The organism is Parasedimentitalea psychrophila (assembly GCF_030285785.1).
Lineage (GTDB): Bacteria > Pseudomonadota > Alphaproteobacteria > Rhodobacterales > Rhodobacteraceae > Parasedimentitalea > Parasedimentitalea psychrophila.
This window is the reverse complement of sequence record NZ_CP127247.1, coordinates 462447-477377: the sequence shown is the minus strand read 5'-3', so window position 1 is coordinate 477377 and position 14931 is coordinate 462447. Positions and strand designations below refer to the sequence as shown.

General features: G+C 50.4%; 13 protein-coding genes and 1 pseudogene. 7 read left to right on the top strand and 7 right to left on the bottom strand.

Going from position 1 to position 14931, the window contains the following annotated elements; translation table 11 throughout:
* The first annotated feature begins 2 nt into the window (after positions 1–2).
* The 3 genes and pseudogenes from QPJ95_RS02385 to QPJ95_RS24125 form a co-directional block, all read left to right on the top strand.
* Entirely contained in the window at positions 3–1280 is a 1278-nt protein-coding gene (locus QPJ95_RS02385; RefSeq protein ID WP_270918226.1) for a class II D-tagatose-bisphosphate aldolase, non-catalytic subunit, read from the top strand.
* Complete coding sequence (locus QPJ95_RS02380; RefSeq protein ID WP_270918225.1) at positions 1280–2365, top strand: N-acetylglucosamine-6-phosphate deacetylase; 1086 nt, start codon at positions 1280–1282, stop codon at positions 2363–2365. The genes QPJ95_RS02385 and QPJ95_RS02380 overlap by 1 nt, the downstream gene beginning before the upstream one ends.
* A gap of 103 nt (positions 2366–2468) precedes the next feature.
* Positions 2469–2586 (top strand): annotated as a pseudogene (locus QPJ95_RS24125) (IS3 family transposase); the annotation flags it as partial.
* A gap of 59 nt (positions 2587–2645) precedes the next feature.
* On the opposite strand, the gene QPJ95_RS02370 reads toward QPJ95_RS24125, so the two are convergent.
* A complete protein-coding gene (locus QPJ95_RS02370) occupies positions 2646–3743 on the bottom strand; it encodes a D-TA family PLP-dependent enzyme (protein WP_270918224.1) in 1098 nt (365 codons plus the stop codon).
* A gap of 215 nt (positions 3744–3958) precedes the next feature.
* Between QPJ95_RS02370 and QPJ95_RS02365 the strand changes: the two genes are divergently transcribed.
* The 4 genes from QPJ95_RS02365 (at position 3959) to QPJ95_RS02350 (ending at position 8568) form a co-directional block, all read left to right on the top strand.
* Positions 3959–5152, top strand: coding sequence for an amidohydrolase/deacetylase family metallohydrolase (locus QPJ95_RS02365; RefSeq protein ID WP_270918223.1), 1194 nt, complete (start codon positions 3959–3961; stop codon positions 5150–5152).
* The gene (locus QPJ95_RS02360) at positions 5149–6762 is read left to right on the top strand and encodes a GMC family oxidoreductase (RefSeq protein ID WP_270918222.1); all 1614 of its coding nucleotides are present in this window, start codon (positions 5149–5151) and stop codon (positions 6760–6762) included. Before QPJ95_RS02365 ends, QPJ95_RS02360 begins: the two co-directional genes overlap by 4 nt.
* 121 nt (positions 6763–6883) lie before the next feature.
* Positions 6884–7639, top strand: a complete 756-nt coding sequence (cnbZ, locus tag QPJ95_RS02355; RefSeq protein ID WP_270918221.1) for a 2-amino-5-chloromuconate deaminase CnbZ — start codon at positions 6884–6886, stop codon at positions 7637–7639.
* An 80-nt stretch (positions 7640–7719) separates the two neighbouring features.
* On the top strand, positions 7720–8568 hold the full coding sequence (locus tag QPJ95_RS02350) for a fumarylacetoacetate hydrolase family protein (RefSeq protein ID WP_270918220.1): 849 nt from the start codon (positions 7720–7722) through the stop codon (positions 8566–8568).
* 46 nt (positions 8569–8614) lie between these two features.
* Here the strand turns inward: QPJ95_RS02350 and QPJ95_RS02345 are convergent.
* The 6 genes from QPJ95_RS02345 to QPJ95_RS02320 form a co-directional block, all read right to left on the bottom strand.
* A protein-coding gene (locus QPJ95_RS02345) for an IS3 family transposase (protein WP_286018159.1) occupies positions 8615–9702 on the bottom strand; the annotation gives its coding sequence in 2 pieces (ribosomal slippage) (positions 8615–9441 and positions 9441–9702; 1089 coding nt in all).
* A gap of 227 nt (positions 9703–9929) precedes the next feature.
* On the bottom strand, positions 9930–10583 hold the full coding sequence (locus QPJ95_RS02340) for a TetR/AcrR family transcriptional regulator (protein WP_270921080.1): 654 nt from the start codon (positions 10581–10583) through the stop codon (positions 9930–9932).
* A gap of 20 nt (positions 10584–10603) precedes the next feature.
* Positions 10604–11698: an ABC transporter ATP-binding protein gene (locus tag QPJ95_RS02335; RefSeq protein ID WP_270921066.1), complete on the bottom strand. Its 1095-nt coding sequence runs from the start codon at positions 11696–11698 to the stop codon at positions 10604–10606.
* 16 nt (positions 11699–11714) lie between these two features.
* Positions 11715–12545 (bottom strand): carbohydrate ABC transporter permease, encoded by an 831-nt coding sequence (locus QPJ95_RS02330; protein ID WP_270921067.1) that lies wholly within the window; start codon positions 12543–12545, stop codon positions 11715–11717.
* Entirely contained in the window at positions 12542–13453 is a 912-nt protein-coding gene (locus tag QPJ95_RS02325) for a carbohydrate ABC transporter permease (RefSeq protein WP_270921068.1), read from the bottom strand. Before QPJ95_RS02325 ends, QPJ95_RS02330 begins: the two co-directional genes overlap by 4 nt.
* A 107-nt stretch (positions 13454–13560) precedes the next feature.
* Entirely contained in the window at positions 13561–14796 is a 1236-nt protein-coding gene (locus tag QPJ95_RS02320) for an ABC transporter substrate-binding protein (RefSeq protein ID WP_270921069.1), read from the bottom strand.
* Between the last annotated feature and the right edge of the window lie 135 nt (positions 14797–14931).

The window sequence follows — 14931 nt, the reverse complement described above, 5'->3', positions numbered from 1 at the left end:
TTATGAATATCGTGAAAGACATCATTGCGCGCAATCGGTCGGGTAAGGCGGTTACTTTGCCGTCGGTTTGTTCAGCGCAGCCTGACGTGCTGAAAGCCTCTCTGTTGGTGGCCCATGAACAAAACGCTCAAATGTTGATTGAGGCAACAAGCAATCAGGTCAACCAGTTTGGCGGCTATACTGGCATGACACCTAAGGATTTCATTGCCTATGTGCGCAAACTGGCGGGAGGGATCGGTATTAACCTCGACCAGATAGTATTTGGCGGGGATCACCTTGGTCCTCAGGTCTGGCGCAACACCAAAGCAGAAGAGGCCATGAGCCACGCGCAAGATCTGATGCGTTGCTATGTCGAGGCTGGATTTACCAAAATTCACCTTGATTGCTCAGAGGGATGCGCTGGCGAACCTGCACAGGTTGACGACGAGACCAGCGCGACTCGCGCTGCTGAACTGGCGGCGGTTTGTGAAAAATACGCCCCTAACCCCAACGCACTCAGTTATGTGATCGGGACCGAAGTTCCGCCGCCCGGAGGGGCCCGCGCTGAAGAAGCCGGACAATCCATTACACCCACAAACCCCGAGCACGCGAGACACTCTCTGGCTTGCCACATGGCGGCGTTCGAAGCCAAAGGTCTGGCCGCTGCCTGGGACCGGGTAATTGGGCTGGTCGTGCAGCCGGGCTTGGAATTTGCACCCACACATGTGGATCATTTCGACATGGCTCAGCCCGATCGCTTGTCTGCCGCCCTGTCGGGCACGCCTCATATCGCGTTTGAGGCCCATTCGACTGATTACCAGAACGATAATGTATTCCCTGAGTTGGCGAGGCGTCATTTTGCGGTACTCAAAGTCGGCCCCGCGCTAACTTTTGCTTACCGACAAGCGCTATATGCACTGGATCACCTTTCCGCGCGGCTGAACTCCACCCGTGATGGGCAGGGGCTGAGCAAAGTAATGGAACAACTGATGCAAGACCAGCCTGGCTATTGGCAAAACCATTACCTTGGGACTGAGACCGAGCTACGTCTTCAGCGTCATTTTGGATATGCTGATCGCATCCGCTATTATTGGCCGGAACCGGCTGCACTGGCAGCAGTTGACGATCTGTTTGCAGCCATCAAAGCCCCGGTTGCTGCGCCACTGGTCGCACAGTATTTTGCTCCTGACGTCATCCGCCGTGCCGAGACGTTAGAGGTTACTGCAGGAGGCTGGGCCCGTGCATTGGTTTGGGCCGAAATTCAGACTGCGCTGGCGCCCTATTTCATTGGAGAGACGTAGTGCGCTGGGTCAAACCAAGGGCGGTGTTTGACGGCGACACTTTGCGCGAAGATCTAATAGTCGCAATTGAGCAAGAGATTGTCACGGAACTACGCGAAGTGGGACAACTCGAACCGGGTATTGCGGTTGAAGCAAAAGATGCGGTCCTTGCGCCCGGCCTGTTTGACATTCAGGTCAACGGAGGCGGTGGGGTGATGCTGAACAACAACCCGACCCGCGAAGGCGTTCGGACCATTGCACAAGCACACCGATCGGTTGGAACTGCTTTTGTACTGCCGACAGTAATAACGGACCGACCTGACATTATTGAAAGTGCCGCAGATGCTGTGTTGGCGGAACGCAACAAAAATGGAGTGTTGGGTATCCATATTGAAGGTCCCCACATTCACCCTGCGCAGAAGGGCACCCATAATCCCGAATTTATTCGCAGCTTCGATGCGCGAACGCTGACTCTTCTTGAAAGGCTCAGGAACCACAAATTGCCAGTGCTTTTGACCATCGCGCCTGAGCTGATGGAGAGCGGGCAAATTGCCAAACTGGTAAAAATGGGGGTGACCGTTTCGGCCGGACACAGTACTGCCAGCTCCGAACAAACAGAACTGGCGCTGGCCGAAGGGCTGGCAGGGTTCACGCATCTTTTCAATGGAATGCCGCAAATGGCCTCTCGTGCTCCCGGTATCGTTGCCGCTGCTTTGAACAGCGCTGCCTTTTGCGGGATCATTGCAGACGGGCACCACGTTGACGATCGTATGGTCGAATTGGCATTTCGGGCTCGTCCCAAAAAGGATCGAATGGTGCTGGTTTCCGATGCAATGTCGACAATCGCTGGACCCGACCATTTTGAACTTTACGGCGAAACTATCCATGTGGAAGGAGGAAAGTTGGTGAATGCCCAGGGATCTCTTGCCGGCGCACATACTGACCTGCAATCCTCCGTCCTACGGTTGGTGCGCAATGTCAGATTGAGCACTTGCGACGCATTAAATGCGGCAACGACCGCACCCCGACAGTTTATGTCGCTGCCGTTACAGTCTGTTCAGGGTAGTCCGTTGGGAGAGTTGTCATGGCTTTCATTGCCGCGTTAGAATGTGTCGCAAACTGTTACCAACAGAGAATACAGCCTCAGCGCCGGATGCAACTTTCCTGCGGGCCCAGCTAACTGCTTGAATGGCGACATAAACTGGAAGGTTTTTTGCTTCATTAAAAAAGGAACTGGTGCGTCGGGGGGGGCAAAACCCACGCTCAAGCCAAGGCCGCGATCTTCGAGTACATCGAGGTCTTTTACAATCGCCAGCGCCTACACGCCGGGATCCAATACAACAGCCTAGTTAACTTTGCCGCTTAGATTGGTTATTTTGGCACCCATTATTTTACTGCCCCTCGGGCTGCGACCGTTTGGTGTTTGACAAAATAGTCGCCCCGCACAAATGTGATGTGATCGAAAAGGTTACTGACGACACAGGCGTGGTTGGGCAATATGCGCAGCGTGTCTCCGACTTTGATCTGCCCTAAACCCGCGGTCGATTTGGATTTCAAATGTCCATGTTCTTCACTCAGACTAGCCAGTTGAATATTTGGATGCCCCAGAACGGTACCAAAATCCGCATGGCCAAAGGTGTCGGACGTCAGGGACTTTGATCCGGCGTCGATGGCGGCGCGATCCTTTGTTGGCCGACTGACAACTGTCGTTAATACACTGAGTGCACAGTCATCTTCAGTGACGGCACCTGATGATACCAGTGATCTGTCGTTATAAATATACGAACCTGGTCTGTATTCAGTAATGATGTCATTGGCGGTCAATTTGAATAGGTCCGGCGTGCCGCCGCTTGAAATCACAGGGACGTCTAGACCTGCTTTCTGGCAGGCCTCCTTGGCCTGACCCAGCCATGTTATGGCTTCGTTTCCTTGATCGGCGGCGGGGTAAGTCATGAGTCCGGAAAAAGTCAGTCCCGGTGCCCGAAAAATTTCTTGCGCCAAGTTTGCCGCCTCAGCGGCGGTAGTGACACCACAACGGTTCATTCCTGTGTCGCATTCGACCATAACTTCTAATGGCTTTTTGGCGTCCGCAAAGGCATGTGACAATCCGGCTACAACGTAACCACTATCCGCACAGACGATAATTCGCGCCTTTTCAGTCAGGGCTTTTAGACGCGCAAGCTTGGCGGCCCCGATGATGTTATAACTGATTAGGATGTCGTCGATACCTGCCTCGACCATCACTTCGGCCTCTCCGAGTTTTTGACATGTGATGCCCATTGCACCTGCATCCAATTGTGCCTGAGCGAGCAGGGGTATCTTGTGAGTTTTGATATGTGGTCGAACCGTAAAACCCAATTGTTCACATCGCTTTTGACAACGTGCGATATTCCTCTCAACTACGTTAAGATCAACAAGAACGGCTGGGGTGTCGACTAGGTTGCGCCAGAGTTGCTTGCTTGAGTTATGCTTGGGCAAAGACATGATGAATTCCTAATATTTTCCTGATGCCCATCTTCCAAATATGGGTTTGCGGCTGATCAAACAATACTACAATCGATTGAGTTTCCATTCCGGCCCGCAAGGTTCGGAGTAGTCAGTTACTCGGGCGCCGATCACGCAAGGAGATAAAGAAACCCGTTGACCAGCTTTATCGATGTTAGTATGTAACTGACTAGTCTGTCAATTAGGATTCTGCTATGCCTACCTCATCTGTTACTCAAACGATGGCCTTGAAGCCCTTCGCTACCAACGATTTTGTTATCAAGGGCGGGCATGTAATGGCATTTGATGGGCAGGACGCCGATGTCATGGATGTTCGCGTCAGCGATGGCCGCATAGTTGAACTTGGGGCGGCACTGAGCGGGGAGCAGGTAATTGATGCTAGCGGCGCAATTGTTACGCCCGGATTGATTGATATTCACACGCATATTTACCGCGGCGCGACGTCGCTCAGTGTACCACATGAGAAGGTTGCTATTCGATCGTCGGTTGGAACATTCGTAGATGCAGGATCTGCGGGCGGTGGCAATATTGATGGATTTGAAGAATTCATCCAGAGATCATCTCAGCAGAATATCTTTGCCTATCTGAATATTTCATTTCCCGGGATTTTTGGTTTCAGCAAAAATGTCATGGTTGGAGAAGCGGAAGACGTTAGGCTCTTGAGTAAAATTGATTGCATTGAAGCCGCAAAAAGACACCCTGATTTGATTGTAGGAATAAAAGTTCGGGCTGGAAAAATGGCCGCTGGGGAAAACGGAGCCAAGGCGCTTGAAGTCGCATTGGAAGTCGCCCAGGAATTGGGTTTGCCCATTATGTGCCATGTCGACTATTCGCCACCGGACATCGAGCACATTTTGAAAGCGCTCCGCCCGGGTGATATTCTAACGCATTGCTGCCGGCCAGACCCAAATTCGGTGGTCACGCGCGAAGGCGTAATGCAAGCGGCGTGGCAAGCCAAAAAGCGCGGCGTATTCTTTGATATTGGTCACGGTATGGGCGGTTTTTCGTTTGAAGTATGTCGCCAAATGTTGGCTCAGGGCTTTGTGCCTGATATCATCAGCTCAGACATACATTGTCTGAGTGTCGACGGTCCAGCCTTTGATCTGTTGACGACAATCAACAAAATTATAACGCTGGGCGTTTCGCAAGTTGACGCGATTAAAGCCACGACACAAACCCCCGCTCGCGCCATCTTCAAAGACAGCTTAGGTCGAATTCGCGTTGGCGATACTGCAAATATTTCTGTGTTAAAACCAGACACTGCCGAAAACATATATGTCGATGCCGTTGGCGAGAAAATTTCGTCTACGGACGCTCTCCGTGCCGCGGCACTGGTTGCGAAGGGATCGCTCATTTGTTGTGATCGTGAATTGGCAACCGTGAAATGACCTCGGATTTTGAGAAAATAGGAAACTGGGACTATATTGTAATCGGTGCAGGTTCAGCAGGATGTGTCCTGGCAAACAGACTCAGTGAGAACCCAAATAATTCGGTATTATTGCTTGAGGCTGGCGGCAAGGATTGGCATCCATGGATTCATATCCCTGTGGGGTATCTCTACACAATGAATAATCCAAAAATGGATTGGTGCTACTCTACCGAGAAAGAAAGTGGACTGAATGGTCGCAGCCTAAATTACCCGCGCGGTAAAGTATTAGGCGGCTGTTCGTCGATCAACGGAATGATCTACATGCGTGGTCTGGCGCGGGATTATGATGAATGGCGCGATGCGGGGAATGCGGGATGGGGTTGGGATGATGTTCTTCCCCACTTTCTAAAATCTGAGGACCACTTCGAGCAAAACAACGCATACCATCGCCAAGGCGGCGAATGGCGGGTCGAAGAGCAACGTCTATCGTGGGACATACTGGATTCGGTTAGGGATGGTGCTCAGGAACTTGGAATTCCGCGCGTTGATGATTTTAACGAGGGCACTAGCGAAGGTTCTGGCTATTTCCAAGTTAATCAAAAATCTGGGCGACGCTGGAGCACGGCTCGGGGCTTTTTGAAGCCAGCAATGAAGCGCCCTAACTTGACTGTGCTAACCCGTGCGCAAGTCAGCTCACTGGAACTGAAGGGCAAAGCAGTCGTTGGCGTGAATTTTCTCCAGAATGGGCAACATAAATCAGCTAAGGTAAATCGAGAAGTTGTTCTTTCCGCAGGCGCAATTGGCACGCCGCAGATATTGCAACTGTCCGGAATTGGCTCTGGAAGTCACTTGAGGGACCTCGGGATCGACGTTGCACATGAACTGGATGGCGTGGGTAAAAACCTGCAAGATCATTTGCAAATCCGAACGGTGTTTAAAGTTAAGAACGCCAAAACGCTAAATGAAATGTCGGCGTCGTTGTTTGGTAAATTTAAGATCGCCTCACAATATGTACTGGCACGAAGCGGTCCGATGTCAATGGCACCCAGCCAACTGGGGATATTTGCACGGTCAAATTCTGACTGTGAGTCTCCGGATATTGAATACCATGTGCAACCCTTGTCGCTAGAAAAATTTGGCGAACCGTTACACAAATTTCCGGCGATCACGGTGTCTGTTTGTACGTTGCGTCCGACCAGTCGCGGCACCTGTATGATCCAGTCATCGGATCCAAAGGATGCGCCACTGATTCAGCCCAACTATTTGTCAACGCTCCATGATCAAGAAAAAGCGGTGGCCTCTATCCGTCACGCCCGCACTCTTATGTCGACGAAAGCCATTCAGAAATACGCGCCGTCAGAGATTTTGCCCGGTCGGGAAATTGACGACGAAGCATCGCTGACCAAAGCAGCCGGTGACATATCAACCACTATTTTCCATCCCGTAGGCACCGCAAAAATGGGACATGGCAAAGATGCTGTCGTTGACCAGGAACTGCGCGTGCACGGGGTAACCGGCCTACGCATTGTGGATGCGTCGATCATGCCCACCATAACTTCCGGAAACACAAATTCACCCGTCATTATGATCGCGGAAAAAGCGGCGACGCTTATGACAAAAGTCACTTGAGCGCGATGAAAGTGAGAAAAGGCAGGCCCAATGCAAAAAAACAACCGTCACGGACCGCACTTCATTCTTTGACGCACTAGGCAACGGATACAGTGAAATAAACATTTTTCGGAGAGAAAAAATGAGCACAACAAAAGAGTTAGTATCGAGCGGGTATGTATATGTACCGGGTGTTTTCCAATATTCCGCAGGCGTGGCCGCCATGCCCGGACACACCATCGAGCGGCTTCGTTTCGCCGATCCCGTCCCGTTGAAGGAGGGTTTTAAACGCATTTCGGAGATCATTCAGGCGGCTGGGCAGCCGCTGAAATCTTTTTGTGCATGTGAACTTCGCTCCCCTGCGCCATTCGACGACGCGGGCTTCCAGTCTTTCAACGAAATCTATGCCGGTACATTGAAAGAATGGGGTCTATTTGACCAAGATGACAATCCCGTAGCACGCAGCAATGTTTGTCCGGAACTGAATGGGCCGACAGAGCCAAGTTTTCATTCGTTCGCGTTTGCACGCCCAATAGTTGAATCCTCTGGCCGCCCATCATTTATTGTTTCTGGCAGTGCAGAAGTGCCCGAAGGCACAGATAGCTATGGCGGGAATGCAATCGCTGCGAGCGATACGTCTGCGGATGGCATGCGCTGCAAAGCTCAATGGGTATTGGGCGAGATGGAACGCCGTCTGACAGCGCTTGGTGTGACATGGCAGGACACAACGGCTACCCAAATCTATTCAGTCTATAATATCCACAACTTCCTAGCGGACGACATCGTGTTACGCGGCGCAGCACGGCACGGCGTAACTTGGCACTATAATCGGCCGCCACTGACTGGACTTGACTACGAAATGGACTGCCGCAGCGTGTCCATTGAACGCGTGATTTAGGGCGTTCAGATGGCATCCGCACCACGCCGCTATTGGCGCCTGAGTGAATGATTATTCGCAAGTATTGAAAGAAGTTTTTGATGAAACTATGCCGATTTGGAGCGTTGAACGCTGAAAGACCGGGCTTGATTGATGATCAAGGACGTCTTCGTGATTTGTCAGATGTTCTTGATGACATCGGGCCAGATCAACTTTCTGAGGATATATTTGAAATGCTAAATGGGATCGATGTGGAGGCACTTCCGATCGTATCAGGCAGTGTGCGAATGGGTGCGCCTATCGCCGGCATTTCAAAATATATATGCATCGGATTGAACTACTCGGACCATGCCGCGGAATCTGGGCTGCCAATCCCAACGGAACCAATTATTTTCCTGAAAGCTACGTCCGCAATTTCTGGTCCGAATGACCCTATCATTCAGCCGCCTCATTCAAGTCAACTGGATTGGGAAGTTGAATTGGGCATCGTGATTGGAAAAACGGCGCAATATGTTAGTGAAGATGATGCCTTAGATCATGTTGCAGGTTACTGCCTTATGAACGATGTGTCCGAGCGCACGTTCCAGCTACAGTCCACGCAATGGGACAAGGGTAAAGGATGTGATAGTTTCGGACCAATTGGCCCTTGGATGGTGACCAAGGACGAAATCAGAGACGTGCATAATCTCGAAATGTGGCTGGACGTAAACGGAGCACGTATGCAAACAGGAAACACGCAAAACATGATCTTTAAAATTCCAGAAATTGTTTCTTATTGCAGCCGTTATATGACCCTTCGCCCCGGGGATGTTATTGCGACTGGTACGCCTCCAGGTGTGGGTATGGGAATAAAGCCAAATCCCGTTTGGTTACATCCTGGCGATACTGTGCAATTGGGCATTCAAGGACTTGGGCAACAAACACAGCAAGTTGTGAAGCACGGCTCCTAAAGCACTGGGTAATCCCCCCATTTTTAACAGGGGGCGGTCGTAGAATTTACGCGGCCATTTTCAGTTTCATTGCGGGTGTGATGCCGCCGAGGCCCATATTCGGGCGGTCATTATTGTAAGTCCATAGCCATTGTGTGGCAAAGTCCTGTGCCTCCTCTATGTTTTCGATGATATGTTGGTCCAACCATTCATGCCTGACGGTGCGATTATAGCGCTCGATGTAAGCGTTCTGCTGCGGCTTTCCGGGTTGAATGTACTGGATGATAATACCTTGTTTCTCAGCCCATTCCAGCAGCTTACCACTGATGTACTCCGGCCCATTATCGACCCGAATGGTTCCTGGTTTCCCACGCCATTCAATGATCCGATTAAGGCTGCGAATAACCCGTTCGGCTGGCAAAGAAAAATCGACCTCGATGCCCAAACCCTCGCGGTTAAAATCATCCAGCACGTTCAAGAGCCGAAACGCCCGACCATCCCCGAGGCGATCCGCCATGAAGTCCATCGACCAGGTCATGTTCGGGGCGTCCGGCACTGCCAGCGCATCGGGTTTGTCCCGCTTTAACCGTTTCCGAGGTTTGATCCGCAAGTTCAGTTCCAGTTCGCAGTAAATCCGGTAAACCCTTTTGTGGTTCCACGAATGACCTTGCACGTTACGTAGATGCAGGAAACATAGCCCAAACCCCCAAGTCTTCCGTGCGGCCGTCAGCCCAACCAGCAGATCGGCAATCTCTTCGTTCTCATCGCTCAAGAGCGGGCTGTAACGATAGCACGTCTCACTGACATCAAACGTGCGGCAGGCCAGCGCAATGCTGATACCGTGGCGCGCCACCGCTTTCTCGGCCAGACCCCGTCGTAAGGCTGGCCGGATCACTTTTTTCCCAGGGCTTCCTTCAGTAATTCTGCTTGCATGCTCATCTCGGCATACATCTTTTTCAGCCGCCGGTTCTCGTCTTCAAGCGCCTTCATTTGGCTGATCATCGACGCGTCCATACCACCGTATTTTGATCGCCATTTGTAGAACGACGCGTTGCTCATCCCGTGCTCGCGGCACAGCTCCGTTACAGGCACACCGCCTTCGGCTTGGCGTAGGATCGCAAGAATTTGGGGTTCGCTATATCTCGTCATCTTCATCAAAATCTCCTCATGCATTCTGCCGAGAAAATTCTACTTCCACATCCCCTTAGTTTCGGGGGGGATTACCACTGGACGCACGCAAAAAGGGCGTCCACATCGTGAAGGCATGTTGACCTGCTTTGGGCACGTCTCACTGCATGGACATGCCTCCACAGAGTTTGTGTCAGACCCTCTCTTGCATGCAGATACGCGCTAGTTCAAAGATTCCGGGGCGTACATACCCGCTAGTTTAGTGTGTGTGGGTTGGGGCGCAAATAGCTCAAGATCATATCTTCGATATGTCTTTGACGATTGCTGAGAGTATCATCTTCAAAGAGCGGAGTATCAAATACAACTTCAAGTGTGTGGCGGTTTCCAAGGAAAAAGTATCCGAGACCGACAATAGAAACGTATAGCTGTATTACGTCCACATCTTCTCTAAAAATCCCCTGTCGGGCCCCTCTGTCGAGTAGAGCTTGTATTTTGACAACAATCGGCCGAAAGAGATCTCGCATCATTACCGATTTTTTAAGATGTTCGGCATGCATCATATTTTCTGAATTCACCAGAACAAGAAATTCAGGGTGCTTAGAAAAATACGTGAAGGTGTGGTTGATGAGTTGGCGAATGCCTTCCTCTGGCTCAAAGTCGTCTAGGACCAAACCTGAGTTTTCATCACGCAGTTCTTGGTAGATGTCTTCGAGAATTGCCAAAAATAACCCGCTCTTTGAGCCAAAGTAGTGGTAGATGAGGCCCTTACTCATATTTGATTTTTCAGCGACCCGGTCGACGCGTGCGCCTTCGTAGCCGGCGACCGAAAACTCAGCGCGGCCTGCAGAAAGGATTGCCTTGCCCGTTCGCACCGGATCGCGCTTCCTAATTTTTCTTACGGGTTTCATTTTCAACAATTCTCCGTTGTTTAGTTAAGGCGGTGCTCACCAGATTGATCAAAAAAATGTAAGTGCTCTGGTGTCAGGGTCACAAAAATTTGGTCACCGCTAGAAAATAGCACGCGCTCATGCGTTTGCAGAGTAAGCTCGAGACCCCCTTCAACCTGAACGACTAAAATGGTCTCACAGCCCGTTTGCTCAGCAATTTTTACTGTTGCCTCGATCGAATTTTCAATGGCCTCATGGCTGGTGGATATGTGCTGTGGCCGTAGACCGATCTGAACCATATCACCTAGGCTTACGCTTGGAAATCCTTCGGTTGGAGTGGAGAACTCGCTCGAAGTACCGCCAATTTTATAGACTGTTTGCTTGTCGTTTTTGGCGGCAACGACTGCAGTCAAAAAGTTCATCGTTGGCGCGCCAAGAAACCCCGCGACAAATACGTTTTTAGGGCGGTCAAAAAGCTCCATTGGCGTTCCAACCTGCTCAATAATCCCGCCGTGCATGACCACGATCCGGTCTGCCATTGTCATGGCCTCAACCTGATCATGGGTGACATAGATCGACGTCGCGCCCAACTCGTCGTGCAGTCCGCGAATTTCGGATCTCATATGAATTCGGAGTTTGGCATCCAGGTTGCTAAGCGGTTCGTCAAATAAGAACGCTTTGGGCGACCGAACAATCGCGCGGCCCATTGCAACCCGTTGACGTTGGCCACCAGAGAGATGCTTTGGCAGCCGATCTAGATAGTCCGCAAGCTTCAAGATATTAGCCGCATTCTCAACCTTCTCGGCGATCTCAGCTTTTGGCAAACCACGCATTTTCAGAGGAAATCCGATATTTTCTGATACTTTCAAGTGCGGATAGAGTGCGTAGGATTGGAATACCATGGCCAAATCGCGGCGCTGTGCTGGTGTGTTGGTGACGACTGTGTCGTCTACGATAATATCACCCGCGCTCAGGGTTTCCAGACCCGCAATCATTCGCAGCAACGTGGATTTCCCGCATCCAGACGGGCCAACTAGCGCCACAAATTCTTTGTCTTGAACGGTAATGTCGATGTTATTCAAAACCTTCAGCAGACCAAAGTTTTTGGAAAGATTTTTGATTGTGATCTTTGCCATTTTATTGCTTTCTTACTTATTTTACACCGCCCACAGACAGGCCTCGAACGAGGTAGCCCTGGATGCCGGAGAAGATGATTGCGACTGGAATGGTCGTTACAAGGGTTCCTGCCATGATAAGATTCCACTCAATTTCGTAGAGAGTGCCAGTCAAAAATGCGACTTGTACGGGGGCCGTTTGCATATCGGCGTCGCGCAACATGGTGAGAGACATTGCGTACTCATTCCATGAGTTTACGAATGTAAATATCGAAGTTACCGCGATTCCTGGGATACAAATGGGCAAGAATATTGCCCCGAAGGCTCTGAGGCGGCTGGCTCCGTCCATCCAAGCGGCTTCTTCTAGGTCTTTCGGCACTGTGTCGAAATAGCTCTTAAGCATCCAAACGGCAAACGCCATGAAAAAGGCACTGTGACCGATGATCAACGCGTTGTGGCTGTTGATCAGGCCCAGGGCCGCAAACATTCTGAACAAACCGAGGATCAATACAATTGGCGAGATCATTTGCGTGATCAGCAAATATCCAGTGAAAAAACCTTTACCGCGGATAGGTAGTCGAGACAATGCATATGCCGCGGGAAGGGCCAGTGCGAGGGACACCAACGTTGCGCCAAGGCTAATGTACAGGGAGTTGAAGATCGCGCGACCAAACCCGAGTTCCAGGAATAGTTCTGCAAAGTTCCCAAAGTAGATTTCCTTGGGAAACCACGTCAGAGTAAAGGTGAATACTTCGTCTTTTCTCTTGAGAGCGGTTGAAAGCATGACAGCAAAAGGAAACAAAATGACGATGATAATCGGCAAGAGCAGCAGCCAGCTGATCAGAGTGCGTAGCGGTTTTCCAATCATAACGTTTCCTTGGGACTTCTTGTAATGAATAGAAATAAAAGCGAGAATCCTAACAAAATGGCAAACATCATAACGGATCCAGCGGCTGCATTTCCGATACGCCCAAAGGCAAATGCCTGTTTGTATACATAGGTGATCAGAATGTCGGTTTTATTGGCGGGACCACCGCGCGTCATGATCCAGATAATCGGAAATGAATTGAAGACGTAGATGACGTTCAAAACAACCGAAATTTGCAGGAATGGGCGAAGCAGAGGCAGCGTGATATTGATGAACTTCTGCCAGTGGCTTGCCCCATCTATCGATGACGCCTCGTAAAGGGAGTCTGGTATTGCCGATAGTCCACCCATCAAAATGGTCACAGTGAAGGGCATAGATACAAGAATTCCCACCAGTATTTCGATAGCAAACGCAAATGTAGCATCGGCGAGCCAGGGTATCTTTGTATCAATTAGGCCGAAGGTCTCGAGCGTGTGATTCAACATGCCGAAATCGCCGTTCACCACAAATTTCCAAACAACGGCCGTCATGGCCATCGAAACCGCCCATGGAAGTAATAGAATGGTCCGCGCAACGGATCTGCCGAAGAAATTTCCGTTCAGGATGATGGCAATCGGTACAGATATTAGCAGCGTGCCACCCACGACACAGAATGTCCAAATAAGCGTTTGATTTGTTGCCTGCAGAAATATGGGGTCGTTGAATATTTTGAGAAAATTATCGACCCCCGCAAATCCGCGCACATGGCCATATCGGTTCACGTCCGAAATTGACATTCTAAGAACATCAAATATCGGGTAGCCGATGACCAGCGCCGACAGGAACAAGCTGGGTAGAATTAGGAATACGCTGGGCAGCTTCAACAACCTTGCTCGTCCATCGGGGTTATTTACGCTTGAGTCCGTCAAAGTGGTCTGCTCCCAACAATCTAATGCTGTGTTCTTGGTGTTGAAACTGATGAGTGATCGAATGTGGCTGCGAACGGCCAAGAAACCGGCCGTTCGCTATGCTATCTTTATTCTGCTAGCAATTCATCCATTTTGGCAGCGGCTGCCTTCAGGCTTTCTGATGCAGGCGTGTCACCGGAGTAAGCAACGGAAAGTGCGGAAGCCAAAGATTCAGCCATTTCTTCCCAATTTGGTACAAGTGGCGCAAATTTCGCTACTGGACCCATTTCAAGAAATACAGCCATGTTTGGGTCTTCTGTGAAGAAGGGCTCTGCGGCCATAGACTTGAGAACCGGCACAAAGCCCTCAATCTTGCCAAATTCCAGACGATTTTCGTCGTTGAACATGTACTCAAGGAACGCAACAGCTTCTTCTTTAACTTCGGAGCTTTCGAGAACCGAAATCGTGTCTGTCACACCGTAAGTCGCAGCTTCTGTTGCGGTTGGCACGGCGCTAATTCCGTAGGAAACATCAGGAGCTTCGTCAGCAAGTTGCTTGTTCAACCAAGGTCCGGACAAGACCATGCCCAATTTGCCAGCAGCAAACAGGTTTTGTAGGTCTTCACGGCTGGATCCAGCAACGCCGGGTTGTGTTGCGCCACCTTCGATGAAGCGAACATAGTTGTTTGTCGCAGCAATCGCCGCTTCGCTCGCTAAACCACTTTTGCCATCAGCAGTGATCACTTCGCCACCGTGCGTCCAAAGGCTATAGAACCAATAACCTTCGACATCCAGATCGTTGCCTTGAATACCGATGCCATAAATAGCATCGTCAAGTGCTGCGATTTTAATCGCCGCGTCATAGGCTTCGTCCCAGGTCGAAGGTGCCGCGTCAATGCCGGCTTTTGCCAACAATTCATTGTTTACAAACAGACCACGAGCGGAGGCAGCTATTGGCAGTCCCCAAGTGTGACCTTCTTGTTTTTGTAGGTCTAGATATGTTGGTACGAAGCTGTCTGCAAAGTCGTCACTCATAAGACCTTCAATTGGTGCAAGCACACCATCAACTGCAAAACCAGCCATCCAACGTGTCGCCATATGCGAGATGTCTGGGGCAGTTCCAGCGGAGATATCCGTGATCAACTGTTGCTGCATTTCAGGCCAAGGCAGTGTTTCGATTTCAACGACGATGTCACTTTGACTGGCGTTAAATTTTGCCGCGACTTCTTGGAAATGAGCTTCTGTGTTCGAGCTGTATTCCGCAAATCGAACGCGAACTGTTTCTGCGGACATGGCTTGACCCGTGAGCGCGAACGACAGTGCAAGGGTGCAGAGCGCGGTGCTTCCATACTTAAGTTTGTTCATTGATTTTCCTCCCTGAAAATTCTTGCTGACCCTTAGATTCCTAAGAAAACCATTGACCAACACCGTCCTGAATATTAGTTACTGACTAGTCTGTCAATAAGGTTTGAATTTTCACTGCCTCAGTTTAAAAACCAC